The organism is Pseudomonas sp. B12(2026) (assembly GCF_057767015.1).
Genome location: NZ_CM173430.1, coordinates 1,612,107 through 1,629,970, shown reverse-complemented (window position 1 = coordinate 1,629,970; position 17,864 = coordinate 1,612,107). Strand labels below are relative to the sequence as shown.

Here is a 17,864-nt window from a genome sequence, read left to right as displayed (position 1 = left end):
CGGGCATTTCGCTTTTGCCGCGGGGCCCCGGACCGACTACAATCTGGGGCCGATCACCTCCGAGGTAGTACCCGATGTCCTTCGCCGACCAGCTGTCCCGCCTGCAAGCCTTTCTCGATGCCGATGACCTGCACGAGGAAGCCTTGGACTACGTGGCGGCACACGGCTACCTGACCGCCCTGGCGATCTGCCCGGAGGAAGTGGCGGACCGCGAGTGGATCGACGCCCTGTTCGCCGAGCCGCCGCACTACCGCAGCGACGACGAGCGCGCCGAAATCGAGGACACCCTGGTGCAGCTCAAGGCGCACATCACCCGCCTGCTGGCCAGCGACGAAGAGCTGGAACTGCCGTGCGAACCCTACCTGGGCGACGAGCCGGACGACTCCGACATCCGCGGCTGGTGCATCGGCTTCATGGAAGGCGTGTTCCTGCGCGAGGCGGTGTGGTTCGAGCAGGCCGAGGAAGAAGTCAGCGAGCTGCTGCTGCCGATCATGGTCGGTTCCGGCCTGTTCGACGAACAGCCCGAGTTCGACGAGATCGCCCGCGACCGCCAGCTGGTCGACGACATGGTCGCGCAGATTCCGGAGCTGCTGACCAACCTGTTCCTGCTGTGCCAGGCCCCGGAAGAGAAGCCAGCCCTGCTCAAACCCCGCACCCACTGAAACCTGACCAGTCGCTGCTGCGCGTCGGCGATACTGCGTTGAAAACGGCCGAAGACTGCTCATTTACTGCGTGTAAACTCCGCGTCCTCGGCCATTTTCCGCCTTGTCTCGCTCCAGCTCGCGAGCTCCTGATTCAGGTTTGAATGTCTATGTCACGGCAAATCCAACAGAGCCGCTACGCCTGGGTCCGCTACTGCCTGCTGGGCGTGGGCTGGCTCAGCGTGGTGCTGGGGGTGATCGGCATCTTCCTGCCGGTCCTGCCCACCACGCCCTTCCTGCTGCTTGCCGCCGCCTGCTTCATGCGCAGTTCCCAGCGCTTCTACGAGTGGCTGGTGAACCACCCCAGGCTCGGCCCGTGGATCCGCGACTACCTGGACGGCGAAGGCATCCCGCTCAAGGGCAAGGTCTACGCCATCGGCCTGATGTGGTGCAGCATCGCCCTCTCCTGCTACCTGGTGCAGCGCCCCTGGGCCTGGGCCTTCATGCTGACCAGCGCGACGCTGGTGACCCTCTACCTGCTGCGGGTCAAGACCCGGCGGCTGGACTAGCCGCCCTCGCCAGCGCATCCGCGCACGGCGGCCGCTGGCGATACGCCAGCGCAACTTTCCATGCAGCGCCTAGACTCCAGTCATCCCACATGGAGCGCTGGCGATGCAGCCACCCCGAGGAGCCCTCTGGCTGTTCGCCAGCCCCCTGCGTCTGCGGGCCGGCGGCCTGCTGCTCGCGCTCCTCGCGCTGTCCGCCGGCGGCGCCTGGAACTTCGACGCCATCCTGAAGAACGCCGAGCAGCGCTACGGTGACCTGGGCAGCGCGAAAACCCGCATCCAGTCCTGGGCGCGGCTGATCGACGACAGCGAGAACCTCGACGAAACCGCCAAGCTCAAGGCGGTCAACGCCTTCTTCAATGGCGCCCTGGTGTTCACCGACGACCGCACCGTCTGGCACCAGGAGGATTACTGGGCGACGCCCGTCGAATCCCTCTACCGGGGCGCTGGCGATTGCGAGGACTACTCCATCGCCAAGTTCATCACCCTGCGCCGCCTGGGGGTCGCCAGCGACAAGCTGCGCATCACCTACGTCAAGGCGCTGCAGCAGAACCAGGCGCACATGGTGCTCACCTATTACACCTCCCCCACTGCCGACCCGCTGGTGCTGGACAACCTGATCCCGCAGATCAGGCCGGCCTCCCAGCGCAAGGACCTCCTGCCCGTCTACGCCTTCAACGCCGAGGGGCTGTGGCTGCCCGGCCCCGGCGGCGGCAGGCGCACCGGCGACAGCAAGAAGCTGTCGCGCTGGCAGGACCTGTTGACCAAGATGCGCGCCGAGGGCCTGGACCTCGACGAGACGCGATAGGAGAACCCGGCATGTCATTGCTCAAGCAACTGTTCCTGGCGATCTGCCTGTTCCTCGTGGTGGCCTTCGCCGGCAGCTTCGCCGCCAGCCTGGAAAGCTCCCGCGAGCAGTTGATCAGCCAGTTGCGCTCCCACGCCCAGGACGCCGCCACCGCGCTGGGCCTGTCGCTGACGCCGCACGTGGACGACCCGGCGATGATCGAGCTGATGGTCAGCTCGATCTTCGACTCCGGCTACTTCGCCACCATCCGCGTGGTCAACATCGCCGACGGCAAGGTCATCGTCGAACGCGACAGCGACACCACCGCCCGGCAGGTGCCGGCCTGGTTCGCCCGGCTGGTCAACCTCAAGGCCCAGGGCGGCGACGCGCTGATCATGCGCGGCTGGGAACAGGCCGCGCGGGTCGAGGTGGTCAGCCATCCGCAGTTCGCCCTGGCCAAGCTGTGGGACGGCGCGCTGGGCAGCCTGGCCTGGCTGCTGCTCTGCGGCCTGGTCAGCGCCATCCTCGGCGGCGGGCTGCTGCGCACCCAGTTGAAGCCGCTGGACCAGATGGTGCAGCAGGCCCAGGCCATCACCCGCCGCGAATTCCTCACCCTGCCCAGGGAACCGCGCACCCCGGAACTCAAGCGCGTGGTGCAGGCGATGAACCAGATGGTCGACAAGCTCAAGGCGCTGTTCGCCGAGGAAGCCTCACGCAGCGAGAAGCTGCGCGAGGAGGCCTACCAGGACAGCCTCTCGGGCCTGGCCAACCGCCGCCTGTTCGACGCGCGCCTGGACGCGCAGCTCTCGCCCAGCGAACAGCACGCCGCCGGCTACCTGCTGCTGCTGCGCCTGAACGACCTGGCCGGCCTCAACCAGCGCCTGGGCGGGCAGCGCACCGACGCGCTGATCCGCGACGTCGCCGAACTGCTGGAGCGCGCGCGCCAGCAGCACGGCACCCCGGACTGGCTGGCCGCGCGCAGCCGTGGCGGCGAATTCACCCTGCTCGCCCCGGGCCTGGACAGCAGCAGCGCCGAGCACCTGGCCGACGAACTCAGCGCCGCCCTGGAAAACCTCCGCGGCACCGGCGCCAGCGACTGCACGCCGGTGGCCCACCTGGGCCTGTCGGCCTTCCGCCCCGGCGAATCCCCGGCCAGCGTGCTGTCCCGCGCCGACCAGGCGCTGGCGCAGTCGCAGGCCTCGCCGGATCGTCCCTGGCAGCGCCTGGACAGCTCCGGCAGCCAGCCGGCGCAGGACTCCCACGCCTGGCGCGACTGGCTCGACGACGCGCTGCAGAAAGGCAAGCTGCAACTGTGGTTCCAGCCGGTGCGCGCCTGTGCCGAGGACGGCGAACTGCTGCACCGCAAGGTCCTCGCGCGCCTGCTCGATCCCAAGGGCGAGGCCGTGGCCGCCGGGCAGTTCCTGCCCTGGATCGAGCGCTTCGGCTGGTCCGCGCGCTTCGACCTGGCGATGCTCGAACACGCCCTCGCCCACCTCGCCCAGCAGCCGGCGCCGCTGGCCTTGTCGCTGTCGGCGGAAACCGTGCGCAGCGCCGAGCCGCTGCGCCAGCTGTTCGAGGCGCTGCGCAACCATCCGCAGGAGGCCCGGCTGATGACCCTGGAAGTGGACGAACGCTACCTGCCGCCGCCGGCGGAACTGGAGAAGCTCGCCCAGTCCGTGCAGGCAGTCGGCGCCCGGCTCGGCCTGCAGCACTTCGGCGGGCGCTTCAGCCTGATCGGCAACCTCACCCGCCTGGGCCTGGCGTACCTGAAGATCGACGGCAGCTACATCCGCGCCATCGACCAGGACAACGACAAGCGGCTGTTCATCGAGGCGGTGTTCCGCGCGGCCAACAGCATCGACCTGCCGCTGATTGCGGAGATGGTGGAGAGCGAGGGTGAGCTGAAGGTGCTGCGGGAGATGGGGATCGCCGGGGCGATGGGCCGGCTCATCGGTGCGCCGCGGCCGTCGCAGAGGAATGGGGGGTAGTTGGGGGACTTTTTTGCTGTTCGTAGGGGGATAACGCCTTGGGCGCTATTCGCCGTTGTGGTGTTGGTGTTTCTGCGCTGCTTTGGTGTGCTGAGAAGAGGTGTGATCCACCGTCTTGCCCGGTGTTCACGCGCCGCTTCGGCGTGTGCTGGGAGATTTGGTTTCGCCCCCTCGGGCGACCTACTTTGCCAAACGACGCAAAGTAGGCAAAGGTCTGTGCCCCTGCATCCGGTTTTTCGCTTAGGCGAAAAATTCCCTCGTTCCATCGAAGTTTCAGGGGCCCGCGTTGACGGGCCATCCCTGGCCCGACAACGCTCTCGCGGCATCCATGCCGCTCAACCCCTGAAACTCCGATTCCACTCGGCCTCCTGAAGGGGCGCTCCGGTGCGCGCGGACATTTTTCTGGAAGTCTTCAAGAACCAAAGCCCAAAGCACAGCGCGCCTGGGATTTGCTCGTGTAGGAGCGGACCTTGTCCGCGAAGCTCTTGAGCGGGGCTGATCGCGGACAAGGTCCGCTCCTACGAAAAGCATCTCGGCGCAGATTGTCGATGGGTATCGCTTCGCTCCACGCCATCCTACGACGCGCAAATCCTTCAGCCGCTGCTCTGCCTGTCACACCGAAATCGCAGGCGCGCGCAGAGTCCCGTCAGGAGGCCGAGTGGAGGTATTGCGCAGAGGGGCGAGCGGCATGGATGCCGCGAGAGGCTTGAAGGGCCATGGATGGCCCTTGCAAGCCGACCCTCGGAGCAATACCGGAAGGAGGGAAGTCTGAGCGAAGCGAAGACCCGGATGTCGGGACGAGTCCTTTTGGTTCCTTTTGGGACGCCAAAAGGGACTCGCCCGGGAGGGCGAAACCCAATCGCTCAGCGCACGCCGAAGCGGCGCAGAAACACCCAACCCCGAAAGACAAAAAGCATCGCGGAGAAGCTCCGCTCCTACGAAAGCGGTGCACCTCGCAGGCGTAGGAGCGGACCTTGTCCGCGATCCGCCGTGTAGTGGTCCGGAAATTCTGGACACCGAGATAGGAGCGAGTTAACTAACGCGACTATTGAGGTGATTTACATGGGTCATAGAAAACTATCGGACGCGCTCAAGCGCGAAGCAGTGCAACTGGTGGTAGCGCAGGGCTACTCGGTGCCGCAGGCAGCACAGGCCATGGGGGTGGGACCGACGGCGTTGCGGCGCTGGGTCTCGCAATGGCGGGCTGAGCAACCGGGTTCGGTCATCGATGATGCCCAGCGCATCCGTGCACTGGAGAGCCAGTTGGCGCAGGTGCAGCGCGCACTGGCAGAGGCGCAGGAAGAGCGTGACACGCTAAAAAAATCCACGGCCTTCTTCGTTCGGGAAATGCTGCGAGCTGGCAAATGATCGACCGAGTGAAGGGGGCCATGAGCGTCACGCGCTGCTGTCGCCTGCTTGGACTGGCGCGCAGCAGTTACTACGCGGCGCGTCATAAGCGCCCGAAACCACCCAGCCCGCTACTCTCGGCCGTCACGGACCTGCATGAAAGCAGCCGGCACACCTATGGCTCACGCCGGATGTCGGCGGCCTTGCGTCAGCAGGGGCATGCGGTGGGTCGGCAACGGGCTCGCCGCCTAATGCGTCAGGCTGGCCTGGCGGTGGCTCGACGGCGCAATCAGCACTATCGGCGGCACACCAAGCCGGCAGCGGCGGCCCCCAACCACCTCAATCGCCAATTCCAGCCGGCAGCCCCGAATCAGGTCTGGGCCGGCGACATCACCTATCTGCGTACGGCGCGTGGCTGGCTGTACCTGGCTATCGTGGTCGATCTGTATGCCCGGCGAATCGTGGGCTGGGCATTCTCGTCCGTGGCTGATACGGATTTGGTGATCCAGGCCCTGGAGCTCGCCGTGTCGATGCGACACCCGGGCAACGGCCTGATGTTCCACTCCGATCAGGGGTGCCAGTACAGCAGCGAGCGCTTTGTGGACATGCTGCGACGTTTGCAGATCGTGCAGAGCATGAGTCGGCGCGGCAATTGCTGGGACAATGCAGTGGTGGAGCGAGTCTTTGCCAGCTTGAAGCGTGAGTGGATAGGCGAGCGGCGCTATCGAGACCAGCACGAAGCCAAAGCCGATGTGACACGATTCGTCGCCACCTACTACAACCATCAGCGTCTTCATTCGACAACGAAGCAGTTGCCGCCAGCCGTGTTCGAGGCGCGGGCGGCTTGATGCTCCTATAGCGGTGTCTAGAAAAACCGGACCACTACACCGGCAGGGCCGGCGTCAGGCGGGTTCGCGAGCAAGCTCGCTCCTATAAGAGCCACCCGCTCTCCAGCAGCACGCCCATCCAATCCCCCTGCCACATCTGTCCGATATTCCGAAGGCGATGGCCGGCGCCGGTCGGCCCACCGCTCTAGACTTCAATCATCCCACCCAGCCGCCGGCCCATGCCGCGGAGTACCCCATGAACTACCTGATTTCCCTGGCCATCGGCATCACAGTCGGCCTGGCCTACCACCTGCTGGATTTCCGCTCGCCGGCGCCGCCGCTGGTGGCGCTGATCGGCCTGCTCGGCATGCAGATCGGCGAAAGCGCCGTGCCGCTGCTCAGCCGCTGGCTGCACTGATTCGACCTTCCACCCTCTGCCACGGACACGCGCCATGAAAGCCCTGCAATTCGACCGTACCGGCGACCTCGCCGCGCTGAGCTTCACCGAACTGCCCGATCCGCTGCCCGCCGCCGACGAGGTGCTGGTGGAAGTCCATGCCGCCGGCCTCAACCCCAGCGACGTGAAGAACGTGCTCGGGCGCTTCCCCTACACCACCCTGCCGCGCGTGCCGGGCCGCGATTTCGCCGGCACCGTGGTCAAGGGGCCGGCCGAGCTGCTCGGCAAGTCCGTCTGGGGTACCGGCAAGGCGCTGGGCTTCACCCGCAACGGCAGCCACGCCCAGTTGATGAGCGTGCCGGCCGGCGGCGTGGCGCCGATGCCCGAGCGCATGAGCTTCGCCCAGGCCGCCAGTTGCGGCGTGCCCTACACCACCGCCTGGGACGCCCTGGAGCGTAGCCAGGTGGGCACCGGCACGCGCCTGCTGGTGATCGGTTCCGGTGCCGTCGGCGCCGCTGCCATCGCCCTGGCCAAGGCCCGTGGCGCCGAGGTGCTGGGCGCGGTACGCCGCGCCGAGTCGCAGGCGGAGCTGCAGGCGCAGGGCGTCCGGAGCATCCTCCTGGGCTCCGCCGAAGCGCTGCCCGCGCAGGTGGAGGAACACTTCCCCGGCGGCGCCGAGGTGATCTTCGATACCACCGGTTTCTGGCTGCCCGCCGCCGTCACCGCGCTGGCCACCTTCGGCCGCATCGCCATCATCGCCGCGCCGGTGGACGGCCACGTGCACCTGCCGGCCCTGGCGCTGTACCGCCGTGGCGGCTCGGTGGTCGGGGTCAATTCGCTGCTCTACGACACCGTGGCCTGCGCCAGCATGCTGCGCCAGTTCGGCCAGTGGTTCGATGACGGCAGGCTGCCGTTGCCCTCCGGCCTGCGCGAGGTGCCGTTGAGCGAGGGGGTACAGCGTTACCGGGAAATCAACGAGGGGAGCAGCGAGAAGATCATTCTCGTGCCCTGAGGCCGCTGCCGGAGCGGTGAAAGCATCGTCATCCTGAATCCACTGGCGGGATTCTCCGACGATCGCCGAAATTGCTCCAATCCACCGATCCGTCCCTCTCCCTCCGGGAGAGGGCAGATCCCGCGCCTGTCCAGACCGCCACGCGAAAGCCGCTGCCCCCTACCCCGCGACCTGCATCGATCCGCGCCGCGAACCGCCTTGGGCCTGTTCCAGCGCCAGGCAATGGTCGAGGAACATGCGCATGTAGCCATAGCTCCTGCAGATCGCCTCGCGCAGCGCCAGGCAGCGCGGCGCGGGGAGTTGCGGGCCGCAGAGGGTGCAGATGATCTCCAGCGCCTCCCACGGATGATCGTCGTCGTAGCGCGCGTGTACCTTCAGCCAGCGCATGGCGTCCTTGCGCTGGCCCGCCGGCAGGGTGCGTTCGTAGGTGTCGGTGGAGCAGACCAGCGCCGACCATTCGCCGGTGGCGCCTTCGATGGCGTAGTTGGTCGCCGCCATGGCCAGCGCCAGTTCATCGGTGGCGCTGGTGTGCCAGCACCAGTGGCCGAGGGCGTGCAGCTCGCCCGGCACCCGCTGGGCCTTGAGCTCGGCCAGGGTCACGCCGCAGGTCTCGGCCCAGCGCAGCCAGTAGTCGGCGTGGTTGAGTTCGATGCGGATGTTGCGCATCAGCCAGCGCCGCGCCATGTCCTCGCCAGGGCTGCGGCCGAAGCGGGTCTTGAGCAGGTTCTGCGACATGTACAGGGGGAACTGTTCCACCACCGGCCAGCCGCCGATGAGGAAGGCACGCTGGGCCTGGCGGCCGAGCTGGCCGTCGCGCATGCGCGCATAGAGGGGGTGGCCGACCACCACCTGGCAGCTGGCCTCGCAGTCCTGCACCAGACGCTGCGCCCAGAGGGGGTAGCTGGAAAGCTCCTTGAGCGGCCCGCTGCGAACAAAGGTTTCGTTCATCAAGGCTCCGTCTCCGGTCGGCCCGTGCAGGCGCCGGTCAACCTGGCCTCAGGTTAGTCCGCCCTGCGCCGGGCGTCACCGTCCGGAGGTTGTGTTCGACCCAGCGGTCGCCGCGGCCGACTCGCGCAGGAAGCTCCGGTTGAAGGGTTGCGGCCGCGCCAGGCCGTAGCCCTGGGCGTAGTCGACGCCGATTTCGCGCAGCACTTCGAGGATTTCCGGCGACTCGACGAACTCGGCCACCGTGCGCTTGCCCATGACGTGGCCGATCTGGTTGATCACCTGGACCATGGCCCGGTCGATGGGGTCGTCGAGCATGTCCTTGATGAAGCTGCCGTCGATCTTCAGGTAGTCCACCGGCAGGTGCTTGAGGTAGACGAAGGAGGACATGCCGGCGCAGAAGTCGTCGAGGGAGAAGCGGTAGCCCAGGGCCTTGAGCTCCTGGATGAAGCGCGTCGCGTTGACCAGGTTGGCGATCGCGCTGGTCTCGGTGACCTCGAAGCAGATGGTCGCCGGGGCGATGCCGTAGCGCGGCTGCAATTCGCGCAGGAAGTCGAGGAAGGTGTCGTCGCCGATGGTCGCCCCGGAGAGGTTGATCGCGCAGGTCTGGATCGGCTCGTAGTCGCCCTCCGCCGCGCGGGCGGCCAGGGTCTTGAAGGCGCTCTCGACCACCCAGCGGTCGATGTCCGGCATCAGCCCGTAGCGCTCCGCGGCGGGGATGAAGTTGATCGGCGCCACCAGCCGCCCGCACTCGTCGTTCAGGCGCAGCAGCAGCTCGACGTGGGCGCCCTCCTCCGCGTGCGGATCGACCGGGAATATCTGCTGCGCGTAGAGGCAGAAGCGCTCCTCGTCCAGCGCCAGGCGGATGCGCTGGACCCAGGCCATCTCGCCGACCCGGGTCGACAGCTCGGTGTCGTCCGGGCGGAACACCTGGGCGCGGTTGCGGCCCTTCTCCTTGGCCATGTAGCAGGCCATGTCGGCGCAGCGCAGCGCCTCCTCCACCGACACCAGCAGCGACGACACATGCACCACGCCGATGCTGACGGTGATGTTGAAGGGCCGGGTTTCCCAGATGAAATGCAGGCCCTGGACGGTCAGGCGGATGCGCTCGCCGATCTGCTCCGCCATCTCCGGCGGGCAGTTCTCCAGGAGGATGCCGAACTCGTCGCCGCCCAGCCGAGCCAGCACGTCGCCCTCGCGCAGGCACTGCTGCAGCACCGAGCAGACCTGGCGCAGCAGCTCGTCGCCGGCGGCGTGGCCGCAGGTGTCGTTGACCAGCTTGAACTGGTCCAGGTCCATGTACATCAGCGCATGGCGGTCATCCATGTGCACCGAGCTCTCCAGCGCCTGCTTGAGGCGGAACTCGAACTCGCGGCGGTTGGTCAGGCCGGTCAGCGCGTCGTGGGTCGCCTGCCACGACAGGCTGGCCATGTACTGGCGCTCGCGGGTCATGTCGTGCAGCACCAGCACCACGCCGGCCACGCGCCCGTCGGCATGGATCGGCGTGGCCACCAGCGTCACCGCCACGCAGGTGCCGTCCAGGCGCTGGATCAGCTTGCTCGACTCGCTGCCGCCGTCCACCTCGCCGCGCAGGATCTGCCCCACCAGCGGCAGGCCCTCCTCCTGGGTGGTCTCGTCGAACACCCGCAGCAGCGAACGCAGCGACAGGCCGACGGCCATGGCGCTGTCCCAGCCGACCAGGCGTTCGGCGGCGGAATTGAAGTAGGCGATGCGCTCCTGGACATCGAGGGTGACCACGCCGTCGCCGATCGCCGCCAGGGTGGTCTGGGCGCGCTCCTTCTCGGTGTCCAGGGCGCTCTCGAAGGCCCGTTGCTGGCTCAGCAGCTTGCGCGTGCGCCAGACCGCCAGGACGATCAGCGCCAGCCCCGCCAGGCAGTTGACCACCAGCAGCACCCACATCAGCATCCGCGAGCCCTTGCCCAGGGCGGCGGAGAAGGCCATGGCGGCGGGCGTCACGCCCTCGTTGACGCTCTGGATGCGGCCGGTCCAGTAGCTCAGGTCGCCGGCGCCGACGGTGCCGGCCTGGATGCGCTCGTGCATCTCGTCGGCCACCTGCTGGATCTGGTCGAGGTAGGCGTCGCCGACGATCCACAGCTTCACCGCCTCGTCGAAGAAGCCGTATTGGTGGAAGTAGCGGTAGAGCCAGATCAGGCTGTCGACGTCGTCCGGGTGGTTGCCGCCGTCCAGCGCACCGCGCCGCGCCCGCTCGATGTCGGGAGGAACCTGGTCGAGGGCCGCGCGGAAGGCGCGGTCGCCCAGCGGGATGGCGATGGCCTCCTGGTAGCGGCGGTAGTCCTGCGGATCGTGGGTCTGGCCGTAGCGCTGCAGGTAGTGGATGGCGTCCTTCTGCCCCTTCGACCAGAGACTCTCGCCGCCCACGTAGGCGCGCACGCCGGAAAGTATGAACAGGCTGCCGCCGGCGATCAGCGCCTGCAGCAGCACCACGGCCATGAACGGCCATACCAGCCGCAGCAGCCGGGTTGTTCGACGGATCGGCAAAAGTCCCGAGGCATCCATCACGCGCTTCGACTTCCTTCATCTGGTCCCTGGCAAGCCGCACAGGGCGGTACAGGCTCGCTCCGCCGCGGGGACTTTCTGTCTCATTACCTTTACTCATAGCCGATCAGGGAAAATCCTCAAACCGCGCGGCAGGGCCCTTGGTCGGCCGACGAAATGCCTGCCCGGCGAAACAGCGGCGGCACCCCGCCTCGCCCCGCCCTCCGCAGCCATTCGTCGGGAGCCGCGCACCCGACCGGCGGCCAGGCACGGCAAGGCTTTGCGGCGCCTTGCGCGAACAAGGGCGATGGGCCATACCTCAACCCATCGTGCAATCTGCAAGGGTGGAGACAGCCCATGCCGCGCCGGGACACGGAGGCGCGGCCAGGCAATCGGCCCCAGGTGGACGCCAATGGACAATCGAGCCCGGCAGAACCCGGAATCGCTCAGACAGGCCATCGAACAGCTCGAACAGCAACTGCGCCGCATCAACCACAGCCATTCCGAGCCGATGGCGCTGGCCACCGGCCGCGCGGCGCCCGGGGAAACCTCCCGGGTGCTGCCCTTCCCGCAGCGGCGGGAGCATCCGCTGGGCAAAGGTGCCGGCGATGCCGGGCGGATGGACGACCTCGACGGGCCCACCGAGGAGGCGTTCCGCTCCGCCGCTGCCTCGCGCGCGCTGCGCTCGCGCCGCCAGTTGCTGGCGCGGGAGATCGACCGCACCTGCGGGTCGCTCGGCGGCCAGGCGCGCATCCTCCGCGTGGGCTGCGGCCACCCGCGCGAGGCGGACCTTTGCCGCTCCCTGCGCGACGGCCACTTCCGCGAGTTCGTCGCCCTCGACACGCAGCTCCAGCTGCCGCGAACCGTGGATTCCTGCCACGCCGCGCAGGGCATCCGCGCCGTGCAGTGCAGCCTCGACGAGCTGTTCCACGGCCGCACCGACCTGTGCCATTTCGACCTGATCTACTGCGCCGGGCTCTACGAAGCCCTCGACGACCAGGACGCCCGCGACCTCACCCGCAACCTGTTCGTCCGCCTGCTGCCGGGCGGGCGCCTGCTGCTGAGCAGCTTCCTGCCGGGCATGCCGGACACCGCCTGCCCGGCAGGGCCGCCGGACTGGCGGCCGCACCAGCGCGGCGACGCGGCGCTGCTCGACCTGCTGCTGGGCATCGCCTACAACGACATCGGCGGCGCGCGGGTCTTCCACGACCTGGACAACTGCGTGGCCTTCCTCGAAGTCACGCGCTACGGCTGATCAGTTCTGCTGCAGGTGGCCGTACAGGCGGGCGTAGAGCCCGCCTTCGGCGATCAGCTGCTGGTGGTCGCCGTCCTCGGCGATGCGGCCGCCGTCGAACACCAGCACCCGGTCGGCCTGCTTAACCGCCGACAGGCGGTGGGCGATGATCAGTGTGGTGCGCCCGTCGAGGAAGCGCCCCAGGGCCTGGTGCAGGGCGTACTCGGTGGCGGCGTCCAGCGCCGAGGTCGCCTCGTCGAGGATCACCACCTTCGGCTCGGCCAGCACCATGCGGGCGATGGCCAGGCGCTGCCGCTGGCCGCCGGAAAGGCGCACGCCGGAACGGCCGACCACGCTGTCCAGCCCCTGCGGCAGGCTACGGATAGTCTCCGCCAGCTGCGCCACCTCCAGCGCGCGCCAGCAGGCTTCGTCGCTGCGCTCGCGGCCCATGGTCAGGTTGGCGCGCACGGTGTCGTTGAACAGCGCCGGGTGCTGCAGGACCACGGCGACATGCTCGCGCACGCAGTCCAGGCCGATCTCCTCCAGCGCCGCGCCGCCGTAGCGGATGCTGCCGGACTGCGGCTGGTAGAGGCCCAGCAGCAGCTGCACCAGGGTGCTCTTGCCGCCGCCGCTGGCGCCGACGATGGCGACCTTCTCGCCGGGGGCGATGTCCAGGTCGAGGCCGTCGAGCACCAACTCGTCGCGGTAGGCGAAGCTCAGGTCGCGCACCTGGATGCCGACGTTGTCCTGCCCGGCGAAGGGATCGCGGCGCGGCGGGTACTGCGGCTCGTCGGCGCGCGCCAGCAGCTCGTTGATCCGCGCCAGCGCGCCGCCGGCGGCGTAGAAGGCGTATTGCAGGCTGAGCAGTTGCTCCACCGGGCCGATCATGAACCAGAGGTAGCTGAACACCGCGAGCATCTGGCCGATGGACAGGTCGGAGAACAGCACGGTGAGCATCGCCGCGGCGCGGAACAGGTCGATGCCGAACTGGAACAGCAGCCCGCTGGCGCGCCCGGCGGCGTCGCTCTTCCACTGCGAGGCCACCGCGTAGTCGCGCACCTCGCGGGCACGCACGCCGAGGCGGCCGAGGAAGAAGCCCTGGCGGTTGCCGGCGCGCACTTCCTGGATCGCTTCGAGGGTTTCGGTGAGCGCCTGGGTGAAGCGCGCGGTGCTGTCGTTCTCCAGCTTCTTCAGGTGCTTGACGCGCTTGCCCAGCTGCACCGTGGCGAAGATCACCAGCGGGTTGAACAGCAGGATCAGCAGCGCCAGCTGCCAGTGCATCCAGATCAGGATGGCGGCGGTGCCGCAGAGGGTCAGCAGCGCCACCAGGAAGCGGCTCAGGGTGTCGCCGACGAACCGGTCGAGGGTGTCGAGATCGGTCACCAGGTGCGCGCTGACGGTGCCGCCGCCGAGGGTCTCGTACTCGCCCAGGGCGATGCGCTTGAGGCGTTCGATCAGGCGCAGGCGGATGCGGTACACCACGTCCTTGGACAGCCGCGCGAACAGCCGCGCCTGCAGCACGTTGAAGACCAACGCGCTGCTGCGCAGCAGCAGGGACACCAGCAGCATCAGGCCGATGTAGCCGACCGGCTTGTGCCAGCCAGCGGGCAGCCAGTGGTTCATCACCTGCAAGGCGGCGTCGCCCTTGCCCAGCAGCATTTCGTCCACCAGCAGCGGCAGCAGCAGCGGGATCGGCACGCTGCAGGCGGTGGCCAGCACGGCGACCAGGTTGGCGAGGATCAGGGCCTTGCGGTGGCGGAACGCGAGCCGGCGTATTTCCGCCCAGCTCAGGCGGTCGGCGGACGGCTCAGGCATGCCGCCCGCGCTCCAGCCAGCGTTCCAGCAGCGGCGCGAGTTCGCCGAGCGGCTGGTAGCCGTTGGTCAGCAGGGCCAGCTGGCCATCGCGCTCGGCCAGCAGCGTGGGGAAGCCGGCGATGCCCAGGTCGCGCGCCCAGGAGAAATCGGCGAGGGTCGCCAGGCGGCTGTCCTGGCTGTCGAAGGCCGTGGCGAATTCGATGCGCGGCAGGCCCACGCGCTCGGCCAGCTCGGTAAGCACGCTGGCCTGGGTGACGTCGCGGCCTTCGGCGTAGAAGGCCTGCTGGATCTCGCCGACCAGCGCCCAGGCGCAGTCTTCGTCCAGGCGCCGGGCGCTGACCACCGCGCGGCAGGCCGGCTCGGTGTCGTAGACGAAACCGTCGGGCAGCGCGCCCTCGAAGCGGAACGGCTGGCCGGTGGCGGCCTGCACCGCCTGCCAGTGTTCGAGGATGTAGCGCTTGGTGCTCGGCTCCAGGGCCGCGCCCTGCCCCGTGCGCAGCCCGCCCATCACCAGCGCCAGCGGCACGCCGGCGGCGCGCGCCTGCTCAACCAGCTCCCGCGCCACCGGGGCGAAGCCCCAGCACCAGGAGCACATCGGGTCCATCACATAGAGCAGGCGGCTGGTCACGGGTCAGTTCTCCGCGCGGGGGTCACGGCCAATGGGGTGCGGCTGGTTGCGCTGGCGCGCCAGCTCGATCTGCTTCTGCCGCTCGCGGGCGCTGGCGCGGGTCTTCTCCGGCAGCGAATCCCAGCAGTGCGGGCAGCTGATGCCCGGCGCGTAGTGCTCGGAGGCGCGCTCCTCGGCGGAGATCGGGTTGCGGCAGGCATGGCACTGATCGTAGTCGCCTTCGGTCAGGTCGTGGCGCACGGTGACGCGGTTGTCGAAGACGAAGCAGTCGCCGCGCCAGAGGGTTTCGCTCTCGGGCACTTCCTCCAGGTACTTGAGGATGCCGCCCTTGAGGTGGAACACCTCTTCGAAGCCTTCGCCGAGCATGTAGCTCGACGCCTTCTCGCAGCGGATGCCGCCGGTGCAGAACATCGCGACCTTCTTGTGCTTCGCCGGGTCGTAGTGCTCGCGGATGTACTCGGGGAACTCGCGGAACGACCGGGTCTTCGGATCGACGGCGCCCTCGAAGGTGCCGATGGCCACTTCGTAGTCGTTGCGGGTGTCGATCAGCAGCACTTGCGGATCGGAAATCAGCGCGTTCCAGTCCTTGGGCTCGACGTAGGTGCCGACCTTGGCGTTCGGGTCCACGCCCGGCACGCCGAGGGTAACGATTTCCTTCTTCAGCTTGACCTTGGTGCGGTAGAAGGGTTGATCGATGCAGTAGGACTCCTTGTGGTCCACGTCGGCCAGGCGCGGGTCGCCGCGCAGCCAGGCGAGCAGGCCGTCGATGCCGGCGCGGGTGCCGGAGACGGTGCCGTTGATGCCTTCCTCGGCGAGCAGCAGGGTGCCCTTCACGCCGTTGTCGAGCAGGGTTTGCAGCAGGGGTTCGCGCAGCGCGACGTAGTCCGGCAGGGAGACGAACTTGTACAGCGCCGCGACGACGATACGGTCGGTGGTCATGCATCACTCCAGTGGTCGCCCGCGTAAAGGGCGGACCGGGGGCTTGGGAACAGCTGAAAATGACAGCGCCGGCAGAAGCCGGCGCTGGGTGTCGCATTCTACCGGAGCGGGGCGAACCCCGCACGCGGTTGGTCAGGTCGAGGCGCTCAGTGCGGCATATCGTGTTTGCTGCCGCCTCGGCAGGTCGGCGAATCCGGCGCCCCGCCCTGCTGCGCCCACTCGTCGGGGGTGTAGGTGTGCAGGGCCAGGGCGTGGAACTGGCCCATCAGCTCGCCCAGCGCGCCGTAGACCTTCTGGTGCCGCTTCACCGCGTTCAGCCCGGCGAACAGCGGGCTGACGATCACGGCCTTGTAGTGCGTCTCCTGCCCGCGGCTGTGCATGTGGCTCTCGTCGAACACCTCCAGGTGCTGCGGTTCGAGGGCGCCCAGGGCGGTGTGGATACGGTCACGCATGCTCATCTCGGGTCTCGGTCACTGTCAGGGGAATCAGGGCTTCTTGGCCGGAGCCGGGGCCTTCACGCCCAGTTCCTTGTCCATGTCGGCCATCAGCTTGTTCACCGGGTCGACCGCGGTCTGCAGCTTGGCCTGGGTCAGCTGGGCGGATTCGGCGGTCAGGCGCGGCATCTTCTCCAGCATCTTCTGGCCCACCGACGAGGCATAGAACTCGTTGATCTGCTTCAGCTCGGCCTCGCTGAAGTTGCTGGTGTAGAGCTTGACCAGCTCGGGCTTGAGCTTGTCCCAGCCGACCGCGCGATCGAGCTCGGCATTGGCCTTGGCCTGGTAGCGCTCCAGCACCGGCTTCTTGCTCTCGGGCGCCTTGGCCTCGGCGAAACGCTGGGCGAGCATCTGTTGGACCTGGGCATAGACCGGCACGGTGAGCTTGTCGGCGTGAACCTGCTTGAGGAATTTCTCCGCCTCGGTGTTGGCGTCGGCCAGCGCGATAGAGCTGAAGCCCACCAGTAGAGCTGCGGTGCAGAGCGAACGAAGAACGGTCATGGGGCGGTCCTTGAGTCTGAAGGTATGTCCGTGTGGGACCCGCCATTCTGCGCCTAAGTTCGGAAGCGGCTCAAGAGACCGCCGAACTGCATGGAAGTGACCCACTTCTCTTGTCGACCTATCGCCAAACCGGCATGCTGCGTCGCGTTGCCACAGGGACGTGTCCAATGAATACCTTTACCTACGTGCCGCCGTACGCCAACGCGCCGCCCTTGTGCGACCCGCGGGGCCGCCTCAACGACGACGCCATCGGCTGGTCGAGCCGGCCGCAGACGGTCTGCCGCCTGCCGGGCAACCCGGGCCGGCGCAAACGCTGGAACCACTGGTGCATCAACGCACCGGGCTGGATGCTCTCGCTGACCATCGCCGACCTCGACTACCTGGGCTACGGCGCCATCTACTTCCTCGACCTGGAAACCGGCCGCTCGGTGCACCGCACCCAGATCACCCCGCTGGGCCGGGGCTGCGAGCTGCCCGACGTGCCCAACCAGAGCCACGCCTTCGCGCACGGCGGCCTGAGCCTGAACTTCGCCGAACAGCCCGGCCAGCTGCGCATCACCGCCAGCGCCCCCGACCTCGGCGGCCAGCCGCTGGACCTGGCGCTGGAAGTCCAGCGCCCCGCGCACCTGGAGTCGGTCAACCTGGTCGTGCCGATGGCCGGCCACTGCTTCCACGCCTGCAGCCGGCAGATGGGCCTGCCGGTGCGCGGCAGCCTGCAGCTGGGCCGCAGACGCTACCAGTGCAGCGCCGGGGCAAGCTTCGCCGCGCTGGACTTCGGCCGTGGCGTGTGGCCCTTCCGCAGCCACTGGACGCGCGCCGCCTTCGCCGCGCCCGGCGGCATCGCCGGCAACTTCGGCAGCGGCTGGACGGATCACTCCCCGCTCAAGGAAAACGCCCTGTGGTTCGGCGGCGAACTGCAGCGCCTGGAGCACGACGTCGAAATCCTCCAGGCGCCCCACGATCCGCTGGCGCCGTGGCGCCTGCGCAGCCCCTGCGAGCGGGTCGACCTCACCTTCACCCCGCGCAAGCTGCACCGCGCCTGCCCGCGGCTGGGGCCGCTGTTCGCCGAGACCAACCAGTGGTTCGGCCACTTCGACGGCGCCCTGCGCAGCCTCGACGGCGAGCACGTCCCGGTGCGCGAAGCGCTGGGCTGGGTCGGCGCCACCCGGGCGCTCTGGTGAAATCGCTCTATCACGGCCATTGAGCCACTGCGGAACCCGGAATGC

Annotated in this window: 14 protein-coding genes and 2 pseudogenes; 9 read left to right on the top strand and 7 right to left on the bottom strand. The window is 68.2% G+C overall.

The genetic code is table 11. The features are described 5' to 3' along the window. Positions 1 to 74: 74 nt before the first annotated feature. The 7 genes and pseudogenes from AC3B6A_RS07605 (at position 75) to AC3B6A_RS07575 (ending at position 7,565) form a co-directional block, all read left to right on the top strand. The gene (locus tag AC3B6A_RS07605) at positions 75 to 662 is read left to right on the top strand and encodes a UPF0149 family protein (RefSeq protein WP_488401731.1); all 588 of its coding nucleotides are present in this window, start codon (positions 75 to 77) and stop codon (positions 660 to 662) included. A gap of 149 nt (positions 663 to 811) precedes the next feature. Further along, positions 812 to 1,210, top strand: coding sequence for a YbaN family protein (locus AC3B6A_RS07600; protein ID WP_488401729.1), 399 nt, complete (start codon positions 812 to 814; stop codon positions 1,208 to 1,210). Positions 1,211 to 1,313: 103 nt separating this feature from the next. After that, positions 1,314 to 2,015 carry a cysteine protease LapG gene (gene lapG, locus AC3B6A_RS07595; RefSeq protein ID WP_488401727.1) on the top strand — a complete coding sequence of 234 codons (702 nt, stop codon included), beginning with the start codon at positions 1,314 to 1,316 and terminating at the stop codon, positions 2,013 to 2,015. Between the two features lie 11 nt (positions 2,016 to 2,026). Further along, positions 2,027 to 3,982: a cyclic di-GMP receptor LapD gene (lapD, locus tag AC3B6A_RS07590; RefSeq protein ID WP_488401725.1), complete on the top strand. Its 1,956-nt coding sequence runs from the start codon at positions 2,027 to 2,029 to the stop codon at positions 3,980 to 3,982. A 1,062-nt stretch (positions 3,983 to 5,044) separates the two neighbouring features. Continuing rightward, positions 5,045 to 6,177 (top strand): annotated as a pseudogene (locus AC3B6A_RS07585) (IS3 family transposase). A gap of 235 nt (positions 6,178 to 6,412) precedes the next feature. After that, positions 6,413 to 6,574, top strand: coding sequence for a DUF1427 family protein (locus tag AC3B6A_RS07580; protein WP_488401723.1), 162 nt, complete (start codon positions 6,413 to 6,415; stop codon positions 6,572 to 6,574). A 34-nt stretch (positions 6,575 to 6,608) separates the two neighbouring features. Next, positions 6,609 to 7,565 (top strand): quinone oxidoreductase family protein, encoded by a 957-nt coding sequence (locus AC3B6A_RS07575; RefSeq protein ID WP_488401721.1) that lies wholly within the window; start codon positions 6,609 to 6,611, stop codon positions 7,563 to 7,565. A gap of 159 nt (positions 7,566 to 7,724) precedes the next feature. Here the strand turns inward: AC3B6A_RS07575 and AC3B6A_RS07570 are convergent, their stop codons facing one another. After that, positions 7,725 to 8,513, bottom strand: coding sequence for an iron-containing redox enzyme family protein (locus AC3B6A_RS07570; RefSeq protein ID WP_488401719.1), 789 nt, complete (start codon positions 8,511 to 8,513; stop codon positions 7,725 to 7,727). Positions 8,514 to 8,588: 75 nt separating this feature from the next. Beyond that, the gene (locus AC3B6A_RS07565) at positions 8,589 to 10,982 is read right to left on the bottom strand and encodes an EAL domain-containing protein (RefSeq protein ID WP_488401717.1); all 2,394 of its coding nucleotides are present in this window, start codon (positions 10,980 to 10,982) and stop codon (positions 8,589 to 8,591) included. A 457-nt stretch (positions 10,983 to 11,439) separates the two neighbouring features. Between AC3B6A_RS07565 and AC3B6A_RS07560 the strand changes: the two genes are divergently transcribed. Further along, entirely contained in the window at positions 11,440 to 12,282 is an 843-nt protein-coding gene (locus AC3B6A_RS07560) for a class I SAM-dependent methyltransferase (RefSeq protein ID WP_488401715.1), read from the top strand. Here the strand turns inward: AC3B6A_RS07560 and AC3B6A_RS07555 are convergent, their stop codons facing one another. The 5 genes and pseudogenes from AC3B6A_RS07555 to AC3B6A_RS07535 all read right to left on the bottom strand — a co-directional run bounded on the left by AC3B6A_RS07555 (position 12,283) and on the right by AC3B6A_RS07535 (position 16,684). Next, positions 12,283 to 14,076 (bottom strand): ABC transporter ATP-binding protein, encoded by a 1,794-nt coding sequence (locus tag AC3B6A_RS07555; protein WP_488401713.1) that lies wholly within the window; start codon positions 14,074 to 14,076, stop codon positions 12,283 to 12,285. After that, positions 14,069 to 14,671, bottom strand: coding sequence for a DsbA family protein (locus AC3B6A_RS07550; RefSeq protein ID WP_488403539.1), 603 nt, complete (start codon positions 14,669 to 14,671; stop codon positions 14,069 to 14,071). Before AC3B6A_RS07550 ends, AC3B6A_RS07555 begins: the two co-directional genes overlap by 8 nt. Before the next feature lie 36 nt (positions 14,672 to 14,707). Continuing rightward, complete coding sequence (gene trhO / locus AC3B6A_RS07545) at positions 14,708 to 15,643, bottom strand: oxygen-dependent tRNA uridine(34) hydroxylase TrhO (protein ID WP_488401712.1); 936 nt, start codon at positions 15,641 to 15,643, stop codon at positions 14,708 to 14,710. Between the two features lie 146 nt (positions 15,644 to 15,789). Then, the gene (locus tag AC3B6A_RS07540) at positions 15,790 to 16,101 is read right to left on the bottom strand and encodes a BolA family protein (protein ID WP_488401711.1); all 312 of its coding nucleotides are present in this window, start codon (positions 16,099 to 16,101) and stop codon (positions 15,790 to 15,792) included. 27 nt (positions 16,102 to 16,128) lie between these two features. After that, positions 16,129 to 16,684: pseudogene (locus AC3B6A_RS07535) on the bottom strand (DUF2059 domain-containing protein). A 121-nt stretch (positions 16,685 to 16,805) separates the two neighbouring features. Here AC3B6A_RS07535 and AC3B6A_RS07530 point away from each other — a divergent pair. After that, complete coding sequence (locus AC3B6A_RS07530; protein WP_488401709.1) at positions 16,806 to 17,819, top strand: DUF2804 domain-containing protein; 1,014 nt, start codon at positions 16,806 to 16,808, stop codon at positions 17,817 to 17,819. The last annotated feature ends 45 nt before the right edge of the window (positions 17,820 to 17,864 follow it).